Source organism: Streptomyces durhamensis (genome assembly GCF_000725475.1).
Lineage (GTDB): Bacteria > Actinomycetota > Actinomycetes > Streptomycetales > Streptomycetaceae > Streptomyces > Streptomyces filipinensis.
This window is the reverse complement of sequence record NZ_JNXR01000012.1, coordinates 202,805-227,632: the sequence shown is the minus strand read 5'-3', so window position 1 is coordinate 227,632 and position 24,828 is coordinate 202,805. Positions and strand designations below refer to the sequence as shown.

At 70.9% G+C, this 24,828-nt stretch carries 17 protein-coding genes, 1 tRNA gene and 1 pseudogene; 9 read left to right on the top strand and 10 right to left on the bottom strand.

Translation table 11 applies throughout. The features are described 5' to 3' along the window. Nucleotides 1-29 precede the first annotated feature (29 nt). The 3 genes from IO33_RS0118715 to IO33_RS0118705 all read left to right on the top strand — a co-directional run bounded on the left by IO33_RS0118715 (nucleotide 30) and on the right by IO33_RS0118705 (nucleotide 3,800). Entirely contained in the window at nucleotides 30-860 is an 831-nt protein-coding gene (locus IO33_RS0118715) for an NAD(P)H-binding protein (protein WP_031166312.1), read from the top strand. Between the two features lie 154 nt (nucleotides 861-1,014). Then, on the top strand, nucleotides 1,015-2,391 hold the full coding sequence (locus IO33_RS0118710) for a pyridoxal phosphate-dependent decarboxylase family protein (protein ID WP_031166310.1): 1,377 nt from the start codon (nucleotides 1,015-1,017) through the stop codon (nucleotides 2,389-2,391). Further along, a complete protein-coding gene (locus tag IO33_RS0118705) occupies nucleotides 2,388-3,800 on the top strand; it encodes a lysine N(6)-hydroxylase/L-ornithine N(5)-oxygenase family protein (protein ID WP_031166308.1) in 1,413 nt (470 codons plus the stop codon). Before IO33_RS0118710 ends, IO33_RS0118705 begins: the two co-directional genes overlap by 4 nt. A 67-nt stretch (nucleotides 3,801-3,867) precedes the next feature. Here IO33_RS0118705 and IO33_RS0118700 read toward each other — a convergent pair. Next, nucleotides 3,868-5,520 (bottom strand): annotated as a pseudogene (locus tag IO33_RS0118700) (bifunctional metallophosphatase/5'-nucleotidase); the annotation flags it as partial. 258 nt (nucleotides 5,521-5,778) lie between these two features. On the opposite strand from IO33_RS0118700, the gene pyk reads away from it, so the two are divergent. Then, nucleotides 5,779-7,215 (top strand): pyruvate kinase, encoded by a 1,437-nt coding sequence (gene pyk, locus IO33_RS0118695; RefSeq protein ID WP_031166304.1) that lies wholly within the window; start codon nucleotides 5,779-5,781, stop codon nucleotides 7,213-7,215. Nucleotides 7,216-7,291: 76 nt separating this feature from the next. Here the strand turns inward: pyk and IO33_RS0118690 are convergent. Further along, a tRNA-Leu gene (locus IO33_RS0118690) sits at nucleotides 7,292-7,366 on the bottom strand. A gap of 99 nt (nucleotides 7,367-7,465) precedes the next feature. Between IO33_RS0118690 and IO33_RS0118685 the strand changes: the two genes are divergently transcribed. After that, a complete protein-coding gene (locus IO33_RS0118685; protein WP_031166302.1) occupies nucleotides 7,466-8,122 on the top strand; it encodes an ANTAR domain-containing response regulator in 657 nt (218 codons plus the stop codon). A 41-nt stretch (nucleotides 8,123-8,163) separates the two neighbouring features. Here the strand turns inward: IO33_RS0118685 and IO33_RS0118680 are convergent, their stop codons facing one another. The 7 genes from IO33_RS0118680 to IO33_RS0118650 form a co-directional block, all read right to left on the bottom strand. After that, a complete protein-coding gene (locus IO33_RS0118680) occupies nucleotides 8,164-8,880 on the bottom strand; it encodes an ABC transporter ATP-binding protein (RefSeq protein WP_031166300.1) in 717 nt (238 codons plus the stop codon). After that, nucleotides 8,877-9,890 carry an ABC transporter ATP-binding protein gene (locus tag IO33_RS0118675; protein ID WP_063765770.1) on the bottom strand — a complete coding sequence of 338 codons (1,014 nt, stop codon included), beginning with the start codon at nucleotides 9,888-9,890 and terminating at the stop codon, nucleotides 8,877-8,879. Before IO33_RS0118675 ends, IO33_RS0118680 begins: the two co-directional genes overlap by 4 nt. 6 nt (nucleotides 9,891-9,896) lie before the next feature. Beyond that, nucleotides 9,897-11,687: a branched-chain amino acid ABC transporter permease gene (locus IO33_RS0118670; RefSeq protein ID WP_031166296.1), complete on the bottom strand. Its 1,791-nt coding sequence runs from the start codon at nucleotides 11,685-11,687 to the stop codon at nucleotides 9,897-9,899. Nucleotides 11,688-11,692: 5 nt separating this feature from the next. Then, the gene (locus IO33_RS0118665; RefSeq protein WP_031166294.1) at nucleotides 11,693-12,631 is read right to left on the bottom strand and encodes a branched-chain amino acid ABC transporter permease; all 939 of its coding nucleotides are present in this window, start codon (nucleotides 12,629-12,631) and stop codon (nucleotides 11,693-11,695) included. A 109-nt stretch (nucleotides 12,632-12,740) separates the two neighbouring features. Next, nucleotides 12,741-13,949: a branched-chain amino acid ABC transporter substrate-binding protein gene (locus tag IO33_RS0118660; protein WP_037685675.1), complete on the bottom strand. Its 1,209-nt coding sequence runs from the start codon at nucleotides 13,947-13,949 to the stop codon at nucleotides 12,741-12,743. Nucleotides 13,950-14,606: 657 nt separating this feature from the next. Further along, the gene (locus IO33_RS0118655) at nucleotides 14,607-15,098 is read right to left on the bottom strand and encodes a hotdog fold thioesterase (protein WP_037685634.1); all 492 of its coding nucleotides are present in this window, start codon (nucleotides 15,096-15,098) and stop codon (nucleotides 14,607-14,609) included. 48 nt (nucleotides 15,099-15,146) lie between these two features. Further along, nucleotides 15,147-17,471, bottom strand: a complete 2,325-nt coding sequence (locus tag IO33_RS0118650) for an FdhF/YdeP family oxidoreductase (RefSeq protein WP_031166288.1) — start codon at nucleotides 17,469-17,471, stop codon at nucleotides 15,147-15,149. 188 nt (nucleotides 17,472-17,659) lie between these two features. Here IO33_RS0118650 and polA point away from each other — a divergent pair, with 188 nt between their 5' ends. Both polA and IO33_RS47495 read left to right on the top strand, forming a co-directional pair. Continuing rightward, on the top strand, nucleotides 17,660-20,386 hold the full coding sequence (gene polA / locus IO33_RS0118645; protein WP_031166286.1) for a DNA polymerase I: 2,727 nt from the start codon (nucleotides 17,660-17,662) through the stop codon (nucleotides 20,384-20,386). An 845-nt stretch (nucleotides 20,387-21,231) separates the two neighbouring features. Further along, entirely contained in the window at nucleotides 21,232-21,642 is a 411-nt protein-coding gene (locus IO33_RS47495) for a hypothetical protein (RefSeq protein WP_209438873.1), read from the top strand. On the opposite strand, the gene IO33_RS0118635 is transcribed toward IO33_RS47495, so the two are convergent. Continuing rightward, nucleotides 21,560-22,420, bottom strand: a complete 861-nt coding sequence (locus IO33_RS0118635; RefSeq protein ID WP_031166284.1) for a DUF4184 family protein — start codon at nucleotides 22,418-22,420, stop codon at nucleotides 21,560-21,562. The genes IO33_RS47495 and IO33_RS0118635 overlap by 83 nt on opposite strands. Nucleotides 22,421-22,735: 315 nt before the next feature. On the opposite strand from IO33_RS0118635, the gene IO33_RS0118630 reads away from it, so the two are divergent. Together IO33_RS0118630 and IO33_RS49415 are read left to right on the top strand one after the other, a co-directional pair. Beyond that, nucleotides 22,736-24,514, top strand: a complete 1,779-nt coding sequence (locus IO33_RS0118630) for a lytic transglycosylase domain-containing protein (protein ID WP_031166282.1) — start codon at nucleotides 22,736-22,738, stop codon at nucleotides 24,512-24,514. 163 nt (nucleotides 24,515-24,677) lie between these two features. Continuing rightward, complete coding sequence (locus tag IO33_RS49415; RefSeq protein ID WP_107069335.1) at nucleotides 24,678-24,812, top strand: SPW_0924 family protein; 135 nt, start codon at nucleotides 24,678-24,680, stop codon at nucleotides 24,810-24,812. Nucleotides 24,813-24,828 lie beyond the last annotated feature (16 nt).

Genomic DNA, 24,828 nt, shown 5'->3' with positions numbered 1-24,828 from the left:
GATCAACCGAGCCTTCGGAGGCGACTTCCGTGATCGTAGTGACCGGCGCAACCGGCAACGTCGGCCGTGCCCTCGTCGACCGCCTGCTCGCCGCGGGCCGGCCCGTGCGCGCGCTCACCCGCGACCCGCAGCGGGCCGCACTGCCCGACGGCGCCGAGGTCGTGCGGTTCCGGCCGGACGACCCGGCCGCCCTGTTCGGCGGGGCCACGGCCCTCTTCCTCTACGCGCAGGCCGGCGCGGCCGACCTGCTGGCGGCGGCCCGCGCCCACGGCGTGCGGCACGTCGTGCTGCTCTCCAGCGGCATCATCCAGGAGGGCGCCGACGAGACCCATCCCATCCACGTCATGCACGCCACGGTCGAACAGCAGATCCGCGACAGCGGGCTCGACTGGACCTTCCTGCGGCCTAACGCCTTCGCCACCAACGCCCTGCAGTGGGCACCGCAGGTCCGCGCCGGGAACACCGTCCGCGGGGTCTTCGCGGACGCGCTCAGCGCACCCATCCACGAGGACGACATCGCGGCCGTCGCCGAGCGGGTCCTGCTCGACGGCGGACACGAGGACGCCGTACACCGGCTGACCGGGCCCGCGGCCACCACCAACGCCGAGCAGGTCGCGGCGATCGGCGCGGCCGTCGGCAGGGAGCTGACGTTCGTGGAGACGGACCCCCGCGAGGCGGGCCCGGAGCTGTTCCCGCACGTCCCGCCGCACATGCTCGAACGGCTGCTGCGGTCCTTCGAGGACACCATCGGCGTGCCCCCGGAGATCACCGGCACCGTGGAGAAACTCACCGGCACCCCGGCCCGCACCTTCGCCCGGTGGGCCCGGGACCACGCGCAGGACTTCGACGGACGGGACTGACCGGCTCGCACCGATCCGCGGCGCTTCCCCAACGGGCCTTCTCTACACGGCAGTACCCACTTTCGGGTTCCTATCGTCGGTCTTTCGGGACAACCGGTCCTCTTCCCGTACAAGCTGGATACCGAAGGCCGGCCCAGGAGCGGGAGGACAGCCGATGAGCGGTGCAGAACCTCTGCGCACGCCGCCCCTCGCCTCGGGCCCCCACGGCCCCGGCACCCTGCGCTCCCTCCTCGGCACCGTCCTGGAGGCCCTCGAGGCCGGCGGCCGGGCGCGCGGCGGACCGCTGCCCGCCGGGGGTCCCGAGGCCGTCGCCGCGCGCGTCGCCGACGTCCTCGGGGACGTCCTGCCGGACCACGGCGACCCCGATGCCCTGCGCGCCCTGGTGCACACCCTCGCGGAGGGCGCCGCCGACCCCGCCGACCCGCTGTGCGCGGCCCATCTGCACTGCCCGCCGCTCGCCGTGGCCACCGCCGCCGACCTCGCCGCCAGCGCCCTCAACCCGTCCCTGGACTCCTGGGACCAGGCCCCGGCCGCCTCCGCGCTGGAGGCCGCCGTCACCCGCGCGCTCGCCCACGCCGCGGGCCTCGCCGACGCCCTCGTCACCTCCGGCGGCACCGAGTCCAACCAGCTCGCGCTGCTGCTCGCCCGCGAGGCCCACGGCGGCAGCGTGCGGCTGGTGTGCGGGGCCAACGCCCACCACTCGCTGCCGCGCGCCGCCTGGCTGCTCGGTCTGCCCGACCCGGTCGTCGTCCCGGCGCCGGGCGGCACCCTCGACCTCGCCGCCCTGGACGCGGCCCTGACCGCGCTCTCCGGCCCCCTGCTGGTCGCCGCCACCGCCGGCACCACCGACGCCGGCCTCATCGACCCGCTGCCGGAGATCACCGGTCTGTGCACCGCCCACGGCGCCCGGCTGCACATCGACGCCGCCTACGGCGGTGGCCTCCTTTTCAGCGACCGGCACCGCGAGAAGCTCGCCGGCCTGGAGGCCGCCCACACCGTCGGCCTCGACCTGCACAAGCTCGGCTGGCAGCCGGCAGCCGCCGGCCTCCTCGCCGTCGCCCGCCCCGCCGAACTCGCCGTACTCCACCACCGCACCGACTACCTGAACGCCGCCGACGACACCGAGGCCGGATTTCCCGACCTGCTCGACCGCTCGCTGCGCACCACCCGCCGCCCCGACATCCTCAAGATCGCCGTCACCCTGAAGACCCTCGGCCGCACCGGACTCGGCGCCCTGGTCGACCAAGTCTGCTCCCGGGCCGCCGAGTTCGCGGCGCTGGTCCGGGAACACCCCGGCTTCGAGCTGTATGACCGGCCCGTGATCAGCACGGTCCTGTTCCGGCCCGCCGGCGCCGGCGACGACACCGTGGCCGCCGTACGCCGCGGGCTGCTGCACGAGGGCCGGGCCGTCCTCGGGCGCGCCCGGCTCGACGGCCGCCTCTGGCTCAAGGTCACCCTCCTCAACCCCCACACCCGGCCGGACGACCTGGCCCAGCTCCTGAAACTCGCAGAAGAAGGCACCCGCGCATGACCAACTCCCCAGGCCACGATCCGGCCTCCCCCCGCGATCTGGTCGGCATCGGCATCGGACCGTGCAACCTCTCCCTGGCCGCCCTCGCCCACCCGCTCGCCGAACTCGACGCCGTCTTCTACGAACAGCGCCCCGGCTTCGACTGGCACCCCGGCCTGCTCATCGAGGGTGCCACCGTCCAAGTGCCCTTCCTTGCGGACCTGGTGACCCTCGCCGACCCGACCAGCCCCTGGAGTTTCCTGAACTACCTCAGGACGAGCGAGCGGCTCTTCCCCTTCTATTTCGGCGAGCGCTTCCACATCCAGCGCGCCGAGTACGACGCCTACTGCCGCTGGGTCGCGCAGAGCCTGCCCGGGCTGTGCTTCCACCACCAGGTCGACTCGGTCCGCTGGAACCCCGAACGGGACGTGTTCGAGGTCGACTTCACCCAGCTGGACGCCCAGGGCGAGGTCGAGGCGCTGGGCCGTACCTACACCCGGAACATCGTCCTCGGTGTCGGCACCGCCCCCTATGTGCCCGACGCGCTCCAGCCGCTGGTGGACGCCCCGGGCGTGCCCGTCATCCACGCCGCCGACTACCTGGACCACCGGTCCGCCGTGCTGGCCGCCGAACACGTGACCGTCGTCGGCTCCGGACAGTCCGGCGCCGAGGTCTTCCTGGACCTGCTGCGCCACCGCCCGCCCGGCCGCGAGAAGCTGCACTGGATCGGCCGCAGCGAGGCGTTCGCGCCGATGGAGTACTCCAAGCTCGGCCTGGAGCACTTCACCCCCGACTACACCCGCTACTTCCACGCCCTCGCCGAGCCCGTCCGCGACCGGCTGGTCGCCGCCCAGGGACAGCTGCACAAGGGCATCGACGCCGGTACCCTCGCCGCCATCCACGACGAGCTGTACCGGCGCACCCTGCACGGCGGCTGGCCCGACGCCGTCCTCACCCCCGGCGTCAGCGTCCGCACGGCCGGCCGGATCGCCACCACCAAGGTCGAGCTGCACCTGGAGCACCTCCAGCAGGACAGCCGCTCCCGGCTGACCACCGACGCCGTCGTCCTCGCCACCGGCTACCGCGAACGCCCCCTCGGCCGCCTGCTCGCCGGACTCGACCCCTATATGCGCCGCGACAGCAGCGAACGCCCGCGCATCGACGAGGAGTACCGCCTCGTCCTGGACCCCTTGGTCACCGGCACGGTCTACGTCCAGAACGCCGAACTGCACACCCACGGCGTCGGCGCCCCCGACCTCGGCCTGGCCGCCTGGCGCAGCGCCACCATCCTCAACTCCCTCACCGGCGAGGAGCCCTACCGGCTGCCCGCCCGAACGGCCTTCACCACCTTCGGGCTCGAAACCGCCGGAACCCGGGTGCTGCGGGCCCGGCGGGCGGAGCTGCTCACTCCGCTCGTCGAGAGGTGGTAGCGGGCACAGCACGGCAGCGGCGCCGGCCTCATGTCCGCGGTGGGGGGACATGAGGCCGGACCGGCCGTCAGAACACCGGCGTACCGTTCCGCGTCAGCTTCCAGTCCACGGACGCGAAGTCCTTCGGGTCCAGGACGCCCTTCGCGGTGACCCACTCCGCGATCCGGGTGCGGATCTCCGTCGATTCCGACCACAGCTCCTTCGCGGTGGCGACGTGCGGGAAGGCGCCGCCGCCGTTGGCGCGGTAGTTGTTCACCGCGAGCACGAACTGCTGGGTGTCGTCCAGCGGGGCGCCCTTGAAGGTGAGGTTCCTGATCCGCGACCCGGCGGGCTGCGCGATGTCGATGTCGTACGACAGGCCCGAGACGTAGTCGTAGTTGTAGTCCGGACGGCCGCCGGCGTTGGTGAGCTTGTCGACGTCGACGGGGGCGTCGGCGGCCGTCTGCGTGGAGTACTCCGCCGAGTACTCCAGGTACGCCCGCACCTGGGCGCCCGTCAGCAGCTTGGCCACCAGCGTGTTGTCGTAGACGTACAGGCCCGACAGGTCCCGGATGGTCACGTCGCCGGACGGGATCTCGGAGGTCCGGGAGAACGGCGAGGCCTGGGCGATCACGGGCAGCGAGGCGTACGCGCCGCCCGCGAGGGCCGCCTTGACGACGTCCTCCTGCACCTTGGTGATCAGGTCGATGACCGGGGCGTCCCGGTACCGGGCCTCGACCGTGGTCAGCGTCTCGGTCGCCCTGCCCACGACCTGGTTGACGTACGCGACGACCTTCCGGTGCTCCTCCCGCAGCAACCTGGTGATCCTGGGGTCGTCGGCGACCGCGTTGGAGTTGCGCAGCGAGGCGGAGACCGACCGGACCTCCCACCTGCCCTTGGCGAAGGCAAGTTCGATGTCGAAGAGGGTGAGGCGCTCGGCGTAGCACAGGGGCTCGGAGAGGACGACCGTCCTGCCGGTCTTCTCGTTGACGACCTTCAGCTCCGGGATCTCCACGTGTGCGTGCCCGACGAGGATCGCGTCGATGCCGGGCACCCGCCTGGCCACCTCGGCGGCCGCGTTCTCCACGTACGGCACCTGGTCGCCGTACGAGGAGGTGCCCGAGGTGCCCGAGTGCGCCGACACCACGACCACGTCCGCGCCCATCGACTTCAGCTTCGGCACCCACTTCGCGGCCTGCTCCTCCAGCCCGGGGAACGCCAGCCTGCCCTGCACACAGGCCTTGTCCCAGATGGCGATGCCCGGGTTGGTCAGGCCCAGCACGGCGACCTTGACCGGCTTCGCGCCCGGCACGTGGAACGTCTTGAGGACGTACGGGCGGAAGGCGGGCCGCAGCGTGTTCGCGTCGACCGCGTTGGCGCCGAGCAGCGGGAAGTCGAGCTGGTCCTCGAACGCGCGCAGGGTCTCGAGGCCGTAGTTGAACTCGTGGTTGCCGAGCGCCGCGGCGTCGTACCCGATCGCGTTCATCGCCCGTGCCATGGGGTGCACCGGGCCGCCCTGGGCGGTGATCGGGTCGACCTTGGCGTAGTAGTAGGCCAGCGGGGTGCCCTGGATGGTGTCGCCGGCGTCCAGCAGCAGGGTGTTGCAGCGGCCCCTTTCCTTGCGTACCTGATCGACGAGGGTCGAGATGCGGGCCAGGCCCATCGCGTTGCCGGCCTTGTCGGAGTACTCCGCGTCCTTGAAGTAGTCCCAGTTGAAGACGTGGCCGTGCAGATCGCTGCTTGAGGAACGTCCGGCGGTTCAAGGCCATCTCATGCTCTCCTGGGGGATCGGTCAAAGGCGCGTGCTGGATCGGTCAACGACGCGCGTAGATTCTGACCTGAACATGACCCAAGGCGCCAGGCTTTGCGACAGGGGAATTCGCTCATCGGAGCGAGTGGCCGCCCAATTCAACACTTGTCAATGAGCCTTCACCCAAAGGTTGTTGAGTGGACATGTGGGCCCGATTCTCTACCCACGGGTAAGGCCTAGGCTCGACGTATGCGCCGAGCAAAGATCGTCTGTACTCTGGGGCCCGCCACCGACTCGTACGACCAGATCAAGGCACTGGTCGACGCCGGAATGGACGTCGCCCGCTTCAATCTCAGCCACGGCACGCACGCCGAACACGAGGAGCGCTACCGGCGCGTGCGCAAGGCGGCCGACGAGACGGGTCGTAGTGTCGGACTGCTCGCCGACCTTCAAGGTCCGAAGATCCGGCTCGGCCGTTTCGCGGAAGGCCCCGTACTCCTTGAAAGCGGCGACACCTTCACCATCACCGTGGAGGAGGGTGTCGAGGGCGACCGCCACCGGTGCGGCACCACCTACGCCGGTCTCGCCGCCGACGTCACCCCCGGCGAGCGCGTCCTCGTGGACGACGGCAAGGTCTGCCTGGAGGTCACCGACGTCGACGGTCCTCGCGTGCGCACCCGCGTGGTCGAGGGCGGGGTGATCTCCGACCACAAGGGCCTGAACCTCCCCGGCGTCGCCGTCTCCGTCCCCGCCCTCTCCGAGAAGGACGAGGACGACCTGCGCTGGGCGCTGCGCGCCGGCTTCGACGTCATCGCCCTCTCCTTCGTCCGCAGCGGCGACGACGTCAGGGACGTGCACCGCATCATGGCCGAGGAGGGCCGGCGCCTCCCGGTGATCGCCAAGGTCGAGAAGCCGCAGGCCGTGGCGAACCTCGAAGGTATCGTGGCCGCCTTCGACGGGCTCATGGTCGCGCGCGGCGACCTGGGCGTGGAGATGCCGCTGGAGCAGGTGCCGATCGTGCAGAAGCGCGCGATCAAGCTCGCCCGGCGCAACGCCAAGCCGGTCATCGTCGCCACCCAGATGCTCGACTCGATGATCGACAACTCCCGGCCGACCCGCGCCGAGGCCTCCGACGTGGCCAACGCGGTCCTCGACGGCACGGACGCGGTGATGCTGTCCGGCGAGACCAGCGTCGGCACGTACCCGGTCGAGACCGTGCGCACCATGGCGAAGATCGTCGCGGCGGCGGAGGAGGACATGCTGGCGGGGGGCCTGCCCCCGCTGACCGAGCGGAACAAGCCGCGCACCCAGGGCGGTGCGGTGGCCCGGGCCGCCGCCGAGATGGGTGACTTCCTCGGCGCGAAGTTCCTGGTGGCGTTCACGCAGTCGGGAGACACCGCCCGCCGGCTGTCCCGCTACCGCTCGCCGATCCCGCTGCTCGCCTTCACCCCGGAGCCGGCCACCCGCTCCCAGCTCAGCCTCACCTGGGGTGCCGAGACGTTCCTCGGCCCGCACGTCGACTCCACCGACGCCATGGTCGACCAGGTGGACGAGCTGCTGCTGAAGTACGGACGCTGCGAGAAGGGCGACGTCGTCGTGATCACGGCGGGCTCCCCGCCGGGGGTCTCCGGCTCGACGAACATGGTCCGGGTGCACCGCATCGGCGAGGACGACAGGCCCAGGTGACGGCGCCTGTCACAGCGAAGGGCCCCTCACCGAGAGGGGCCCGCCGGAAGCGCTGACCTTGGAATCCAAGGAAAAGTGCCCCGGGTCGGACTCGAACCGACACTGTACGGGTTTTGAATCCGTTGCCTGCTGCCAATTGGGCTACCGGGGCTCGCAGAATCCAAGGTTTCCCCCGACCCTCCGCGCGTCCACCATACCGTAGCTAGGTAGGCTCTTGTCAGCAGTACCCTGCCTGGAACGAGGAGCCCCCGTGACCGCCGAGTCGCCCCAGCCCGTAGACGCGCCCGACGACGACAAGTCGCACGTGCCTCCGCTGACGACCCGTGTCGTCATCGCCGAGGACGAGGCGCTGATCCGGCTCGACCTGAAGGAGATGCTGGAGGAGGAGGGGTACACCGTCGTCGGCGAGGCCGGGGACGGCGAGCAGGCCGTAGAGCTGGCCCGCGAGCACAAGCCGGACCTGGTCATCCTCGATGTGAAGATGCCCAAGCTGGACGGCATCTCCGCGGCCGAGAAGATCGCCGAGGAGTCCATCGCGCCGGTCCTGATGCTCACCGCCTTCTCGCAGCGCGACCTCGTCGAGCGCGCCCGGGACGCCGGCGCCATGGCGTACCTGGTCAAGCCGTTCAGCAAGAGCGACGTGGTCCCCGCCATCGAGATGGCCGTCTCCCGTTTCACCGAGCTGAAGCAGCTGGAGAAGGAGGTCGCCGACCTCAGCCAGCGCCTGGAGACCCGCAAGCTGGTCGACCGCGCCAAGTCCGTTCTGCAGACGGAGTACGGGCTGACCGAGCCGGCCGCGTTCCGCTGGATCCAGAAGACCTCGATGGACCGCCGCATGTCGATGCAGCAGGTCGCCGAGGCGGTCATCGCGGACAACGAGGAGAAGAAGGCGGCCAAGAAGGGCTGAACCCCGCGTCCCGAGGGGCGCGGGGCTCGGCGTGGCCCGGCTCAGTCCTCGCCCAGATAGGCCTTCCGCACGGACTCGTCGTGCAGCAGATCCTGCCCTGTGCCGGACAGGACGACGGTGCCGACCTCCATGACATGACCCTGGTCGGCGAGCGAGAGCGCCGCCTGGGCGTTCTGCTCGACCAGCAGGATCGTCGTGCCCTGGGACTTCAGCTCGGCGATCGTCGCCATGATCTTCTGCATCATGATCGGCGACAGACCCATGGACGGCTCGTCCAGCATCAGCAGCTTGGGCCGGGACATCAGCGCCCTGCCCATCGCGAGCATCTGCTGCTCACCGCCGGAAAGGGTGCCGGCGGCCTGCTTGCGCCGCTCCCCGAGGATCGGGAAGAGGTCGTAGGCACGCTGGATGTCCTTCTCGATGCCCTCCTTGTCCTTGCGGAGGAAGGCGCCGAGCTGCAGGTTCTCGGTGATGCTCAGGCGCGGGAAGATGTGCCGGCCCTCGGGGGAGTGGGCGAGCCCGAGCGCGACGATCTTGTGCGCTGGGACCCCGGTGAGCGGCTTGCCGTCGAAGACGATCCTTCCCGAGGTGGGCTTGAGCAGACCCGACAGGGTGCGCAGGGTCGTCGTCTTGCCGGCGCCGTTGGTGCCGATGAGGGTGACGACCTCGCCGGCCTCGACGCTGAACGAGATGCCCTTGACGGCCTCGATCTTGCCGTAGGCGACCCTGAGGTCCTCGACCTCCAGCAGTGCGGTCACTGGGCCTCTCCCTCGGTGGTGCCGGTGCTCTCCGCGTCGGTGGTGTCCTCCGGGTCACCGGTGCTCTCCGCGACGGCGGTCTCGGATTCGGTCTCGGATACGGCGGCGGTGTCGGACTCCGGCGCGGCGGCGGTCTCGGTCTCGGACGGGGCGGCGGTGTCGGACTCCGACTCGGCAGCGGTCTCCGACGCGGCGGCTGCTTCCGCGGCCTCGACCTCCGCGGCCTCCGCCTCTCCCGGGTCGCCCTCGAAGGGCTCGCCCAGATAGGCGGCGACGACGCGTTCGTCGGCCTGTACGACCTCGGAGGTGCCCTCGACGAGCTTCTCGCCCTGGACGAGCACGGCGACCCGGTCGCACAGGTTGAAGATGAAGCGCATGTCGTGCTCGATGACGAGGACGGCGACGCCCTTGTCCCGGATGGCGAAGACCAGTTCCTCCGTCGCCCGGGTCTCCTGCGGGTTCATGCCGGCCGTCGGCTCGTCGAGCAGCAGCAGTCCCGGCTCGCTCGCCAGTGCCCGCGCGATCTCCAGCTTGCGCTGCTCGCCGTAGGGCAGGTTGCGGGCGAGGTGGTCGCGTTTGGCGGCGAGGCCGACGAACTCCAGGAGCTCCATGGCCTTCGCCTCGGACTCCTTCTCGGCCTTGCGGAACCCGGGGCCGCGCAGCAGCGCGGACCACAGGCCCTCCTTGGTCCGCGTGTGGCGGCCCACGAGGACGTTCTCCAGAACGGTCATGTTGGCGAAGAGCCGGATGTTCTGGAACGTACGGGCGATGCCCGCCTGCGTCACCAGGTGCGGCTTGGGCGGCAGGACCCGGCCCTGGTAGGCGACCGTGCCCTCGGTCGGGACGTACAGACCGGTGAGGCAGTTGAAGAAGGTCGTCTTGCCGGCGCCGTTGGGGCCGATGAGACCGACGATCTCGCCGCTGTTGACCGTGAAGTCGACGGACCGGACGGCGGTCAGGCCGCCGAAACGCATGGTGACGTCACGGGCTTCGAGTACAGGTGTCGTCATGGTTCCTCACGCCCCTGCCTTGGTGACGGCCGGATCGTCCGTGAGCGTCGTCTGCGCCGGTACGTCGAGCTGGCCGGTCTCGTGGAACTCCAGCTGGCGGCGGCGGTTGGCGATGATGCCCTCCGGCCGGAACCGCATCAGCAGGATCAGCGCGATACCGAAGGCGAACAGCTCGTAGTTCTGCAGGAACTGGAGCTTCTCCGGGACCAGGTAGAGCACGCTCGCGCCGAGCAGCGGGCCGCTGACGGTGCCCATGCCGCCGAGGACGACGGCGGCCAGCAGGAAGGCCGAGTTGGGCGGGGCTGCGCCGGCGAACTGGTACGGCTGCGGGTTCACGCTGTAGTTGACGTGCGCCATCACGGTGCCGGCGAGGCCCGCGAGGGACGCGCCGAGGGCGAAGGCGATCAGCTTGACGCGGAAGCCGTTGATGCCCATGGCGGTGGCGGCGGTCTCGTCCTCGCGGATGGCGATCCAGGAGCGGCCGATGCGGGAGTCGGCGGCGCGCGTGAAGACGAGGACGACGATCGCCGTGATGACGAGCATCAGGAAGAGGTAGTTGGCGAAGCGGCCGAGGGTGAATCCGGCGACGTCGTGGGCGTCGCCCAGGTTGAACCCGAAGATGTTGATGTCGGGGATCTGGGTGATGCCGTTGGGGCCCCGGGTGACGTTCGGACCGGAGTCGCCGTCGAGGCTGTTGACGGTGATGCGGAAGATCTCTCCGAAGCCGAGGGTGACGATGGCCAGGTAGTCGCCGCGCAGTCGCAGCGTGGGCCCGCCGATCAGGACGCCGAAGACCAGCGAGGCGCCCATACCGGTGACGGCCGCCGCCCAGAAGGGGAAGTGGACGGAGTAGGGGGAGTACTCCGAGCCGGAGACCAGCGCGGCGGCGTAGGCGCCGACGCCCAGGAAGGCGACGTAACCGAGGTCGAGCAGACCCGTGAGACCGACGACGATGTTCAGGCCCAGGGCGACGGTGGCGAAGATGAGGATGTTGACGCCGATGTTGGCGTTGTGGTCGTCGCTCTGGGTGAAGGGGAAGAGCACGGCCGCGACGAAGGCCAGGGTGGTGGCGAAGCCCTTGTGGCGGGCGGACATCGTCGCGTACCGGTCGAGCAGTCCGGCGTGGACCAGTCCCCAGGCACCGAAGGCCAGGACGAGCAGGAAGCCGATGAAGGTCTCGCTGTCGTCGTCGTTGATGCCGATGCCGTAGGTGAACACCACGAGGCCGAGGGCGGTGCCCACGGTGATGACGGCACGCTCGGCGAGCGGCGAGAGTGCGCCGTGGCGGGGCTGGTCGGGCTTGGCGAAGTAGCCGCGCAGGCCCGTTCCGGGGGCCGGGTGGGGCAGCGCGAGGGCACCGACGACGGGCAGTGCGGAGGCCGCCATCGCCACGAAGGCGCCCGGGTCCAGGTTCACCAGGCCGCCGAGGTCCACGGCGATGGCGATGCCGGTGAACCAGCAGACGGCGAACGCCGAGAGGGCGATCAGGAAGACGGGTGTGGTGGCCTTCCCCGGGTTCAGCCAGCCCAGCCCTCGTACGTTCCACAGGACGAGCCCGTAGAGCAGGGTGAGGGCGCCGGCCACGAGAGCGATGACCTGCAGGCCCGCCGGGTAGCCGTAGATCGTCAGGTCGCCGGGGAAGTCGGAGGTCCAGGTCCAGCTGAGGAAGGTGCTGGCGATAGTGCCGATCGCGCCGATCATGATGAGCAGCCGGGCGGCGGCCCGGGGGAGCGGGACGAGTCCGCGTCCGGCCGCTTCCGGGGCCTTGGCGGTGGGCTCGGTGGTGGTGTCGGTCATGCTGCTCACGCCCTGTCCGCGACGCGTTCGCCGAGCAGGCCCTGTGGCCTGAAGAGGAGTACGAGGATGAGGAGGACGAAGGCCCACACCGGAGCCCAGCTGCCGCCACCGAGCTGGTGCATGCCGGGAACGTCGGCGATGTAGGCGGTGGCCATGGCTTCGGCCACGCCGAGCACGAGACCGCCGAGCATGGCGCCGTAGATGTTGCCGATGCCGCCGAGGACGGCCGCGGTGAACGCCTTCAGACCGGCGAGGAAGCCCATGTCGTAGGAGACGGAGCCGTACTTGAGGCCGTAGGAGACACCGGCGACCGCGGCGAAGAAGCCGCCGATGGCGAAGGCGATGACGATGATGCGGTTGGTGTCGATGCCCATCAGCTGGGCGGTGTCCGGGTCCTGGGCGGTGGCCTGCATGGCGCGGCCGGTGCGGGAGAGCCGGACGAAGAAGGCGAGGGCCGCCATGCACAGCGGGGCGGCGATGATCAGGAAGACGTCACCGCTCTGCACGGTCACGGAGCCGATGTGCAGCGGGCCGAACGGCAACTGCGGGAAGACCCGGGCGGACTTGGCGTCGCCGTCGACGTGGTACCAGTTGAAGACCGCCTGCTGCAGCGCGAGCGACAGACCGATCGCGGTGATCAGCGGGGCGAGGCGTGGCGCGCCGCGCAGCGGACGGTAGGCGAAACGTTCGGCGCCGACGGCGATGAGTACGGCGACCAGTGCACCGCCGATCAGCATCGCCGGCAGGGCTATCCACATGGATATGCCGTCCGGCAGGGCGAGGTAGACCGTGAGGGCGCCGAAACCTCCGGTCATGAAGATCTCGCCGTGGGCGAAGTTGATGAGCTGGACGATGCCGTACACCATCGTGTAGCCGATGGCGATCAGCCCGTACATCGAGCCGAGGAACAGCCCGTTGGCCAGCTGCTGCGGCAGGGTGTTCACCGCATGGCCTCCATGTGGTGGGGAGAGTCAAGGGGGCGGTAGAAGGCGGGCCGCGCGGTGACGGTGGTCTGCGCCGCGCGGCCCTGGGGGTGCGATGTGCTGCGGTGGCTTACTTCGGGTTGGCCGTACCGCTCTTGACGGACTTCCAGACACCCTTGGTGACCTGGTAGACGGTCAGCTGCTTGTTCGTGGTGTCGCCGTACTCGTCGAACGAGATCTTGCCGGAGATGCCGTCGAAGGAGGTCTTCTGGACGGCGTCGACGACCTGGCTGCGGGCGTCGGACGGAACCTTGCCGTCCTTCACGACCTGGCCGACGGCCTTGATGATGGCGGTGGTGGCGTCGTAGGCGTAGGAGCCGTAAGTGCCGTAGTCACCGGGGTACTTCTTGGCCTTGTAGGTCGCGACGAAGTCCTTGGCGGCGGGCAGGGTGTCGACGGGGACACCGATCGAGGTGACCAGGTCGCCCTCGGAGGCCTTGCCGGCGGTCTTGATGTAGGTCGGGGTGAACATGCCGTCGCCGCCGAACAGCGGGATCTTGGCGCCGGCGTCCTTGAGCTGCTTGGTCAGCACCTCGGACTCGTCGTACTGGCCGCCGTAGTAGAGCACGTCGGCACCGGAATTCTTGATCTTGGTGACCAGGGTGGAGAAGTCGCGGTCGCCGGTGTTGACGTGGTCGGTACCGATGACCTTGCCGCCCTGCTTGACGAACTGCTCCTTGAAGATCTTGGAAAGGCCCGCGCCGTAGGTCTGCTTGTCGTCGACGACGAACGCCTTCTTCTTGTGAATGCCGTTGTAGGCGTAGTCCGCCGCGTAGGCACCCTGCAGCGCGTCGGTGGTGGCGGTGCGGAAGTAGGTCTTGAACGGGCGGGACTTGGTGGTCTGCCAGTTCTTGCCCTGGGTCAGCTCGACACCGGTGTTGGACGGGGAGATCTCCACCAGGTTGGCGGTCGCGAAGACCTGCTGCATCTGCGTGGCCACACCGGAGTTGAGGGGGCCGACCACGCCGAGGACGTCCTTGTCGGAGACGAGCTGGGTGGCGTTCTGCTGGCCGGTGGCGGGGATCGCCTTGTCGTCCAGCGCCTTGATCTTGAAGGTGACGCCCGGGACGGCCTTGTTCTTGTTTGCGTCGTCGACGGCGATCTGGGCGCCGTACTGGATGCCCAGGCCTGTCGCGGAGTTCTGGCCGGTCAGCGGGGCGTCGACGCCGATCGTGACCGTCACGTTGCCGCTGTCGCCGCCCTTGTTGTCCTTGTCGCGGGAGCCACACGCGGTGAGGGTCAGAGCTCCGGTGGTCAGCACGGAGGTAAGAATCACCAGAGAACGCTGTCGCACAATCGATCCTTTCCGCAGGCACAATCCGCCCCCGTCTTCAAGGGGAACGGCGGGTGCCGCGCCGGTACCGAACTCCCGATGGAGCGGTGACTGGCCGTGACTCTAAGCGTGTGTAGGGAACGTGGAGGAGGGCTTGACCAAGGCTGTGACGCTCTTGTTATGACACGAGGTAATGGAGAGCGGTACAGCGTGGGGGGAAAGCAGGAATTCAGGCCGATTCACCCCGTCCGCATTCTGAGAACCCGCAGGACTCACCATGATCCGTTCAGGCGTCTCAGGCGATTTGGTAATGACACATCACTGTTGCCGGGGGCTACTTCCGCGGCCTTGGGGGGCGTTGTCCGCGACGCGAGTCTGGAGTGAAAGAACAAATGTATATTGCACGCGTATTACGTAGAGTTACGCGGGGGAGGGAAGTCCAGGCTTCGGAAATTCTTCGCGTCTCCGCGCCGGGGCGGGTTCACGCGGGGGCACGCCCAGGGCGTGCCGGGCCGGCCGGTAAGGGCCCCGGCGGTACGGGGCGGGACTGGCGAGGACCTGTCGGTCCGTCAACTCATCGGTGCGCGGGCTGTTTCGTCCCTGGCGGCCCGGGGAACCGGGCGCGGCGGTTCGGCGGGGCCGCGCGGCCCCGCCGGCCTGTCGTCAGGCGCCCGCGCCCCGGGCGTGCGCCGCGTCGTCCTTGTTCACGTCGCGCAGCAGGCAGGTCAGCCGGGCGCTGCACACCCGGCGGCCCTCCTCGTCGCTGATCACGATCTCGTACGTCGCCGTCGAACGGCCCCGGTGCACCGGCGTGGCCACACCCGTCACCAGACCCGAGCGCACCCCGCGGTGGTGCGTGCAGTTGAGGTCCACCCCCACCGCGATCTTCGAGCTGCCGCCGTGCAGCATGGAGCCGACCGAGCCCAGGGTCTCCGCCAGCACCGCGGAGGCGCCGCCGTGCAGCAGGCCGTAGGGCTGGGTGTTGCCCTCCACCGGCATGGTGCCGACGACCTTGTCCGGCGAGGCCTCCAGGATCTCGACCCCCATGCGGGTGCCGAGGTGCCCGGCCGAGAACAGGGCGGGCAGGTCGACACCGAGCGCCGCGTACTCGTCGATGATCTCCTGCGGGAACTTCACTCGCTGCTGCTCGCCCATGGGCCCGGCTCCGTTCTTGGTCCACCTGTCTGCTGGCTGAGCAAACGCTCAGTCGGTCGCTGATTGTTCCAGACGGTCCGTCGTGCCCTCCGTGTGGTCTTCGAGCCGGACCACCACGGACTTGCTGGCCGGGGTGTTGCTGGTGTCGGCTGTGGCGTCGAGCGGGACCAGGACGTTCGTCTCGGGGTAGTACGCCGCCGCGCAGCCCCGCGTCGTCGGATAGTGCACGACCCGGAAGCCGGGCGCCCGCCGCTCCACGCCGTCCTTCCACTCGCTCACCAGGTCGACGTACGACCCCTCGGCGAAGCCGAGCGCCCGCGCGTCCTCGGGGTGCACCAGCACCACCCGGCGGCCGCCCGTGATGCCCCGGTACCGGTCGTCCAGGCCGTAGATCGTGGTGTTGTACTGGTCGTGCGAGCGCAGGGTCTGCAACAGCAGCCGGCCCTCGGGCAGTTCCGGATACTCCACCGGTGCCGCCGTGAAGTTCGCCTTGCCCGTGGCGGTCGGGAAGCGGCGCTCGTCGCGCGGGGCGTGCGGCAGCGCGAAGCCGCCCGGGCGGGTCACGCGCGCGTTGAAGTCCTCGAAACCGGGGACCACGCGCGCGATGCGGTCACGGACCGTCGCGTAGTCCTTCTCGAACTCCTCCCACGGCACGACGCTGTCCGCGCCGAGCACACGGCGCGCGAGACCGCAGATGATCGCCGGCTCCGACTTCAGCTGCGGACCCGCCGGCGCCAGCCGCCCGCGCGAGGCGTGCACCATGCCCATCGAGTCCTCGACGGTCACGAACTGCTCGCCGCTGTCCTGCAGATCCCGCTCGGTGCGGCCCAGCGTGGGCAGGATCAGTGCCCGCGCGCCCGTGACGACGTGCGAACGGTTCAGCTTGGTCGACACATGCACCGTCAGCCGCGCGCGCCGCATCGCCGCCTCGGTGACCTCGGTGTCGGGGGAGGCGGAGACGAAGTTGCCGCCCATGGCGAAGAAGACCTTCGCCTCGCCGTCACGCAGCGCGCGGATCGCCCGTACGACGTCGAAGCCGTGCTCGCGCGGCGGTGCGAACCCGAACTCCTTCTCCAGCGCGTCCAGGAAGGCCGGCGCGGGGCGCTCGAAGATGCCCATCGTGCGGTCGCCCTGCACGTTCGAGTGGCCGCGCACCGGGCACACGCCCGCGCCCGGCCGGCCGATATTGCCGCGCAGCAGCAGGAAGTTGACCACCTCGCGGATGGTCGGGACCGCGTGCTTGTGCTGGGTGAGGCCCATGGCCCAGCAGACGATCGTCCGCTGCGAGGCGAGCGCCATGCCGAGGGCCTGCTCGATCTCCTCCCTGGTGAGACCCGTCACCTTCAGCGTCTCGTCCCAGTCGGCGGCGCGGGCGGCCTTCGCGAACTCCTCGAAACCGTGGGTGTGTTCGCGGATGAACTCCTCGTCGACCGCGCCGGGGGCGCTGTCGTGCGCGGCCAGGATCAGCTTGTTGAGGAGCCGGAAGAGGGCCTGGTCGCCGCCGATGCGGATCTGCAGGAACAGGTCCGTGAGCGCGGCGCCCTTGAGCATGCCCTTCGGGGTCTGCGGGTTCTTGAACCGCTCCAGGCCGGCCTCGGGCAGCGGGTTGACGCTGATGATCTTCGCGCCGTTCGCCTTGGCCTTCTCCAGCGCGGAGAGCATGCGCGGATGGTTCGTCCCCGGATTCTGCCCCGCGACGATGATCAGGTCGGCCTTGTGGAGGTCCTCCAGGCGGACGCTGCCCTTGCCGATGCCGATGGTCTCGACCAGCGCCGACCCGGACGACTCGTGACACATGTTGGAGCAGTCCGGGAGGTTGTTCGTGCCCAGCTCGCGCGCGAAGAGCTGATACAGGAACGCGGCCTCGTTGCTGGTACGGCCCGAGGTGTAGAAGACGGCCTCGTCGGGGGAGGACAGGGCGGCGATCTCCTCGGCGACGATGCCGAAGGCTCGCTCCCAGCTGACCGGCTCGTAGTGCGTGCCGCCCTCGGGGAGGTACATGGGGTGGGTGAGCCGGCCCTGCTGGCCCAGCCAGTAGCCGCTGCGGCCGGCCAGGTCGGTCACGGGGTGCGCGGCGAAGAACTCCGGGGTGACGCGGCGCAGGGTGGCCTCCTCGGCCACCGCCTTCGCGCCGTTCTCACAGAACTCCGCCTTGTGCCGGTGGTCCGGTTCCGGCCAGGCGCAGCCCGGGCAGTCGAACCCGTCCTTCTGGTTCACCCGCAGCAGGGTCAGCGCCGTGCGCCGCACACCCATCTGCTGCTGGGCGATGCGCAGGGTGTGCCCGATGGCGGGCAGCCCCGCGGCCGCGTGCTTCGGCTCCGCGACCTGCGGCGCGTCCTGAACCGGATCCCCCTTCGGTGGCTTCGTCGCCATCGCACGCTCCTCTTCGACTGCGCGGTCCGAGTACGCCGACGATCCTCCCACGCGGCACCGACAACGGTGCCGCCCCCGCCCCACCCGCCCTGACCTCCCCTCGTCGATCTTCGATCGCTGTGCCGGCGGTCACACCCACCAGCGGGACGCGACCCGGACTGTCAGTGCGGCGTGGCAGGATCGGGGGCGTGGCAGAGACAGCATCGAAGAAGACCGACAAGACCCCTGGCGGCACCCGTCCCCGGCTGATGCTCATGGACGGGCACTCGCTCGCCTACCGCGCGTTCTTCGCGCTGCCGGCGGAGAACTTCACGACCGCGACCGGCCAGCCGACGAACGCGATCTACGGCTTCGCGTCGATGCTGGCCAACACCCTGCGTGACGAGGAGCCCACGCACTTCGCCGTGGCCTTCGACGTCTCGCGCAAGACCTGGCGCTCCGAGCGCTTCACCGAGTACAAGGCGAACCGCTCCAAGACCCCGGACGAGTTCAAGGGCCAGGTCGAGCTGATCGGCGAGCTGCTCGACGCGATGCACGCCCCGCGCTTCGCCGTCGAGGGGTTCGAGGCGGACGACATCATCGCCACCCTCGCCACCCAGGCCGAGGCCGAGGGCTTCGAGGTGCTGATCGTCACCGGCGACCGCGACTCCTTCCAGCTGGTCACCGAGAACATCACGGTGCTCTACCCGACCAAGGGGGTCTCGGAGCTGACCCGGTTCACCCCGGAGAAGGTGTTCGAGAAGTACGGCCTGACGCCCGCCCAGTACCCGGACTTCGCGGCCCTGCGCGGCGACCCCTCCGACAACCTCCCCGGCATCCCCGGCGTCGGCGAGAAGACGGCCGCGAAGTGGATCAACCAGTTCGGCTCGTTCGCGGAGCTGGTGGAGCGCGCCGAGGAGGTCAAGGGCAAGGCCGGGCAGAACCTCCGCGACCACCTGGAGTCGGTCAAGCTCAACCGCGTCCTGACCGAGCTGGAGCGCCAGGTCGAGCTGCCGCGGTCCGTCCTCGACCTGGAGCGGGCCGCGTACGACCGCAAGACCGTCACGATGGTCCTGGACACCCTGGAGATCCGCAACCCGTCCCTGCGCGAGCGTCTCTTCGCCGTCGACCCCGGCTCCGAGGAGGCCGAGGCCACCCCGGTCACGGCGGAGGGTGTGGAGATCGACGGCACGATCCTGCGCACCGGCGAGCTGGCCCCCTGGCTCGCCGAGCACGGCGCCGAGACCCTGGGCGTCGCCACCGTGGACACCTGGGCGCTGGGCACGGGCTCGGTGACCGAGGTCGCCCTGGCCGCGGCCGGGGGAGCGGCCGCCTGGTGCGACCCGGCCGAGCTGGACGAGGCCGACGAGAAGGCGTTCGCGGCCTGGCTGGCCGACACCGCCCGCCCCAAGGTGTTCCACGACGCCAAGGGCGCCATGCGCGTCTTCGCCGAGCACGGCTGGTCCGTCGAGGGGGTGACCATGGACACCGCGCTCGCCGCCTACCTGGTCAAGCCCGGCCGCCGCTCCTTCGACCTGGACGCGCTGTCCCTGGAGTACCTGCACCGCGAGCTGGCGCCCGCCGCCGCGGCCGACGGCCAGCTGGCCTTCGGCACCGACGAGGGCGCCGAGGCCGACGCCCTGATGACCCAGGCCCGCGCGGTCCTCGACCTCGGCACTGCCTTCCGGACCCGCCTCGAAGAGGTCGGCGCGGCGGAACTCCTGGGCGACATGGAGCTGCCGACGTCCGCCCTGCTCGCCCGCATGGAGCGCCATGGCATCGCCGCCGACCGCGCGCACCTCGAAGCGATGGAGCAGATGTTCGCGGGCGCGGTGCAGCAGGCCGTGAAGGAGGCGCACGCCGCCGCCGGCCACGAGTTCAACCTGGGCTCGCCCAAGCAGCTCCAGCAGGTCCTCTTCGAGGAGCTGGCCCTGCCGAAGACCAAGAAGACCAAGACCGGCTACACCACCGACGCCGACGCGCTGGCCTGGCTCGCCACCCAGACCGACAACGAACTGCCGGTGATCATGCTCCGCCACCGCGAGCAGGCGAAGCTGCGGGTCACGGTCGAGGGTCTGATCAAGACCATCGCGGGCGACGGCCGCATCCACACCACGTTCAACCAGACGGTGGCCGCGACCGGCCGCCTCTCCTCCACGGACCCGAATCTCCAGAACATCCCGGTCCGCACGGACGAGGGCCGGGCCATCCGCCGCGGCTTCGTCGTCGGCGAGGGCTTCGAGTCCCTGATGACGGCCGACTACAGCCAGATCGAGCTGCGGGTGATGGCCCACCTGTCCGAGGACGAGGGCCTGATCCAGGCGTTCACCTCCGGCGAGGACCTGCACACCACCGCCGCCTCCCAGGTGTTCGCCGTCGAGCCCGCCGCGGTGGACGCGGAGATGCGCCGCAAGATCAAGGCGATGTCGTACGGCCTGGCCTACGGCCTGTCCGCCTTCGGGCTCTCCCAGCAGCTGAACATCGAGGCGGCGGAGGCGCGCGCCCTCATGGACGCGTACTTCGAACGCTTCGGCGGCGTCCGGGACTATCTGCGCCGTGCCGTCGACGAGGCACGGGCGACGGGCTACACGGCGACACTGTTCGGCCGCCGCCGGTATCTGCCGGACCTCAACAGCGACAACCGCCAGCGGCGCGAGGCGGCCGAGCGCATGGCCCTCAACGCGCCCATCCAGGGCACCGCGGCCGACATCGTCAAGATCGCCATGCTCAAGGTGGACAGCGCGCTGCGGGCGGCGGACCTGAGGTCCCGCATGCTCCTGCAGGTCCACGACGAAATCGTCCTGGAGATCGCCCCGGGCGAGCGGGCGGCCGTGGAGGAGATCGTCCGCCGCGAAATGGCGAGCGCCGTCCAGCTGCACGCCCCACTGGACGTCTCGGTGGGCGTGGGCCCGGACTGGGAGTCGGCAGCCCACTAGCCCGCGGCACCCCGGCGGCGGGGGCCGCCACAGCCGATCCGGCTGCGGCGCCCCCTCGCGGGGCTGCGGTGCCCCCTCAGCGGCGTCTGTGGCGCGCCCTTCGCGGCCTGCGGGGTGGCCCCGTCCGGGGCAGCTGCGGCGGGCCCATCGCGGCTCCTGCGGTGTGCCGTCGGCAGCACCTGCGGCGCCTCCTCGCGGGCATCCGCGGTGCCCCGTCCGCGGCGTCCCTCGTGGCGCTTGCGGTGCCCCGTCCGCGGCGTCCCTCGTGGCGCTTGCGGCGCCTCGTCCGCGGCGTCCCTCGTGGCGCTTGCGGCGCCTCGTCCGCGGCGTCCCTCGCGGCACTTGCGGTGTCCCGTTCGCGGCATCCGCGGCGCGCCCTCAGGGCAACTGCGGGCCCCCTCCGCGGCACTTGCGGCGCCCCGCCGTAGCATCTGCGGCGCGTTCTTCGCAGGACCTGCGGCGGTGTCTCCGCCGTGATGGTGTTCAGCCGCCTCGGCGCGTACCGGCGGTGGCGATCTGGGTGCGAGCCTGCTTTTCCGGGTGGGCGCCGCCTTCGTGGTACTCGGCCGTAGTATCTGCGGCGCGTTCTTCGCAGGACCTGCGGCGGTGTCTCCGCCGTGATGGTGTTCAGCCGCCTCGGCGCGTACCGGCGGTGCCGAACCGGGCGCCACCTCGCTCCTCCGGCTCCTCCCGCTTCCCCCGCGCCTTCCGCCCCGCGGCACCCCACCCCACCAGCACAGGGACCGGCGCCACACGGAACCGTCCGCCGGACCCCCGGAGGGACCGTCACTCACGTGGCCCCCGCCAAAACGCCCCCCACCCCCCACAGCCGCAAAACTGCGGGCATGGGTATACGCATGCTTCACCGCCGGACGCCCGAGGCAGTCACCCGGGCCTGGGCGGACACCGCCTCGGCGCAGGCCATGCCCGCCTCGCCGGTCCCGGCCCTCGCGGCCGACGCAAGCACCGCCCGCATCCCCGCCGACCTGGCCGCGACGGTCCGCAGAGCCGCCATGCACCTCCGGCAGAGACTCGCCGGCCTGACCGCCCGCGCGGACCACGCCCCGGACTGGCGCCAGTGGGCCGACCTGGCCCGCGGCTACCTGGCCCTCGCGCTCACCGTGATCCCGCGCTCACGCCCCCGGCCCACCCTCACGGTCTTCGTCGCGTCCCTCACCGAGCGACCGGCCTCTCCCGGCTCGCACCGACCACCCCACCGGGGCCGCCCGGAACCGGGCCCGGACGCCACACCCTGACCCCGACGGCGTACAGCACCAGCCCCAGGACCAGCCCGGAGCCCACCCCGAAGCACAGAGTGGGCACCAGCTCCCAGAGCCGCTGGGGCGCGCCCCCGGCGCCCCACCGGCGCGCCGCCCGCTGCACCGCCCCGGCCACCGCGCAGCCGCCGATCACCGCGCCGGCCCAGCACCGGTCCCGCCCGGACAGCACGGGCACCCCCACCGGCTGCCCGGCCGGCGCCCGCCGCAGCGCACGCACGGAGAACACCACGATCACGACCGCGGCGACGGCGGAGGAGCCGTACTGCAGCCACGTGAACAGCGGCACGCCCGCCGGGTGATCCCGACCGACGGCCGGAACCAGCCGCGTCCCCCACCGCCCGTGATGTGTGAACGCGTCCCACACCACATGGGTCAGCGCACCCAGCGCGGCGGAGACGTACCACCACCCCACCGTCGCGGCCCGTACCCGTTTGCGTGGCACGGCGCAGGCCAGCAGCAGGGCCGGCCGCCCCTGCCGGGACCGGGGCAGCAGCGCGAGCAACGGTTCGCGGACGAGCAGCCACAGCCCCACCAGCGCCCAGGAGATGAGCACGTCGACCGTGCCGACGCCGGCGAACGAGTGGGTGACCGCGCCGAATTCCATGCCACCCGGAAGGACACTCGCCGCATAGAAGGTCATGTCGGGCGCGAACGACCCCGCGACGAGCACCGCCGGCACCAGCGGACCGCGGCCGGTGCCGTCCCGGCGGACCGCGGGCAGGACGGCGGCCGCATGGCTGAGCGTGAACGGCAACGAGGCCTCCGCGGCGGTCGTCGGCACGGGTGCCGAGCCGGTGATCAAGTCCGTTCAGTATGCGGGACCCCCCTTCGGAGCCGTAGGCGGTAACGAGAGTTGGCCAACCGGTGAAAACGGGCGTGAACGGGTCCCGACGCCAAGAAAGTTGTCGTAGGGTCACCTGCGTCGCCTGCCGGGCGCACGGGGTCGAACACGCGTCACTCGGACGGAAGGACGACACAGGGGCAACCGGATCGCCGGGTCAACCGTCAGACCAGAGCAGGACAGACCGACGGAGACGGACGCGGGGCGTCCACGGGAGGGATTCACTCGATGGCGGCGCATTTCGGAAGGCGGCTGCGCAAGGGGGCGGCGACCACCGCCGTGGCCGCGGCAGCGGTCGCGGCACTGTCCGCGTCCCAGGCTCCGGGAGTGACCGGCGAGGACCACGGCAGACAGGCCGCGGCCGGCGCCTCGGCCCCCGTGCCCGACCCGCCTTCCGACGGCAACGCCACCGGCGACTCCCCGTACTACACGGACCTGCCACCGCTCAACAGCCCCCGCCCCAGCCCCTCGCCGAGCGCCGGTACCCCCGTCGCGCGGGGCGACGCCGAGGCCGGCATCCCGACGACGGTCCTCGACGCCTACAAGAGGGCCGAGGCCGAACTGCGTTCCGCCAAGGCCGGCTGCAATCTGCCCTGGCAGCTGCTCGCCGCCATCGGCAAGGTGGAGTCGGGCCAGGCCCGCGGCGGCCGGGTCGACGCGGACGGCACCACGCTGGGGCGGATCCTGGGCCCGGCCCTCGACGGCAACGGCTTCGCGCTCATCAAGGACACCGACCACGGCGCCTACGACGGCAACACGGCGTACGACCAGGCCGTCGGCCCCATGCAGTTCATCCCGTCGACCTGGGCCTGGGCCGGCCGCGACGGCAACGGCGACGGCAAGAAGGACCCCAACAACGTCTACGACGCCGCCCTCGCCGCCGGCCACTACCTGTGCCGCAACGGCTGGGACCTGTCGCGCGAGGCCGACCTGCACAGCGCGATCCTCAGCTACAACAACTCGCAGGACTATCTGAACCTGGTCCTGAACTGGCTGGAGTACTACCGCAAGGGCACCCACTCCGTGCCCGACGGCACCGGCCGGGTGCCCACCCACCGCAGCGACGACGACACCCCGCACGCCACGTCGCCGAAGCACTCCGGCCCGTCGAAGCCCAGGTCCGCCCCGAAGCACCACAAGCCGAACAGGCCCGGAAAGCCTGGAACGCCCGGAAAGCCTGGAAAGCCGGACAAGCCGGGTGGCGGGAACGAAAGTCCCAGCCCCAAGCCGCCCAAGCCGCCCGTCCCGCCCACACCCCCGCCGGCGACCCCGTCGACGCCCACCGACACGGTGGACCACCTGGAGGACGCGGGGACCGCCAAGCTCACCGCGATGGCCGGGCACGCCTTCACCGAGCGGATCGGCACCCGTGCCGAGACCAAGGCCGACAAGTCCGTCGCCAAGGTCAGGCTCAGGTTCACGATCAGCGGAGACACCGACGCCACCTTCACCGGCGGCGAGACCGTGGCCACGGTCGCCACCGACGCCAAGGGTGTCGCACTCGCCCCGGCGCTCGAAGCGGGCGAGAAGACCGGCGACTTCAAGGTCACGGCCACCGTCGTGGGCCGCAAGGTCAAGGGCGCCGGCTACACGGCCACCGTCACCGAGCGTGCCGCTGACACCCTGGCCCGCGCCAGCGACACCCCGCTGACCTGCACCCCGGGCGGCGAGTTCGCCGACCAGGTCCAGGTGAAGGCCACGTACAAGGACGCCGTCGCGGACAAGGTCGCGGCCACCGCCACCCTGATCACGTCCGACACCGACGCCACCGAGAACGACAAGGGCCCCTACTTCAAGGACGCCGAGGGCAAGCCCGTACGCACCCTCACCGGCCTCCGGACGGACGCCAGGGGGCTGCTGACCCTGCCGAAGCTGTACGCGGACGACACCACCGGCACCTTCCTGCTCCGCATCACCACCCCCGGCGGCGGCACCCTCACCGTCGAACTGAACGTCGCCGCGGCCGGCACCTCGGCGAGCCCGTCGCCGTCCCCGTCCGCCTCCTGACACCACGCGCACCGGCAGGGCGCCCTCCCCGCACCCGCGGGGAGGGCGCCCCCGTTCGTCCGTGCACCGCTGTTCTCATCTCACCCGCCCGTTGCTACGGTGCCGAGACCTGACGAGTCATCAGAACATCGTCGGCAGTCAGACCGTCCGCCGGGAGGCCCGTATGCGCGCCCTGATCGCCGCCGCCACCGGTCTCGTCCTCGCCCTCGCCGTCGTCCTCACGATCACCGCGACGGGCACACCGGCGGGCCGTACGTCCCCCAAGCCGCTGCTGACGACGGTGCCCTCGCACCCGTAGCCGCACCCGTCCGGGA

Coding starts and splice junctions, on each gene's coding strand:
- IO33_RS0118710 (WP_031166310.1), top strand. CDS start 1,015: ATGAGCGGTGCAGAACCTCTGCGCACGCCGCCCCTCGCCTCGGGCCCC.
- IO33_RS0118705 (WP_031166308.1), top strand. CDS start 2,388: ATGACCAACTCCCCAGGCCACGATCCGGCCTCCCCCCGCGATCTGGTC.
- pyk (WP_031166304.1), top strand. CDS start 5,779: ATGCGCCGAGCAAAGATCGTCTGTACTCTGGGGCCCGCCACCGACTCG.
- IO33_RS0118675 (WP_063765770.1), bottom strand. CDS start 9,890: ATGACGACACCTGTACTCGAAGCCCGTGACGTCACCATGCGTTTCGGC.
- IO33_RS0118670 (WP_031166296.1), bottom strand. CDS start 11,687: ATGACCGACACCACCACCGAGCCCACCGCCAAGGCCCCGGAAGCGGCC.
- IO33_RS0118655 (WP_037685634.1), bottom strand. CDS start 15,098: ATGGGCGAGCAGCAGCGAGTGAAGTTCCCGCAGGAGATCATCGACGAG.
- IO33_RS0118650 (WP_031166288.1), bottom strand. CDS start 17,471: ATGGCGACGAAGCCACCGAAGGGGGATCCGGTTCAGGACGCGCCGCAG.
- IO33_RS47495 (WP_209438873.1), top strand. CDS start 21,232: ATGGGTATACGCATGCTTCACCGCCGGACGCCCGAGGCAGTCACCCGG.
- IO33_RS0118630 (WP_031166282.1), top strand. CDS start 22,736: ATGGCGGCGCATTTCGGAAGGCGGCTGCGCAAGGGGGCGGCGACCACC.
- IO33_RS49415 (WP_107069335.1), top strand. CDS start 24,678: ATGCGCGCCCTGATCGCCGCCGCCACCGGTCTCGTCCTCGCCCTCGCC.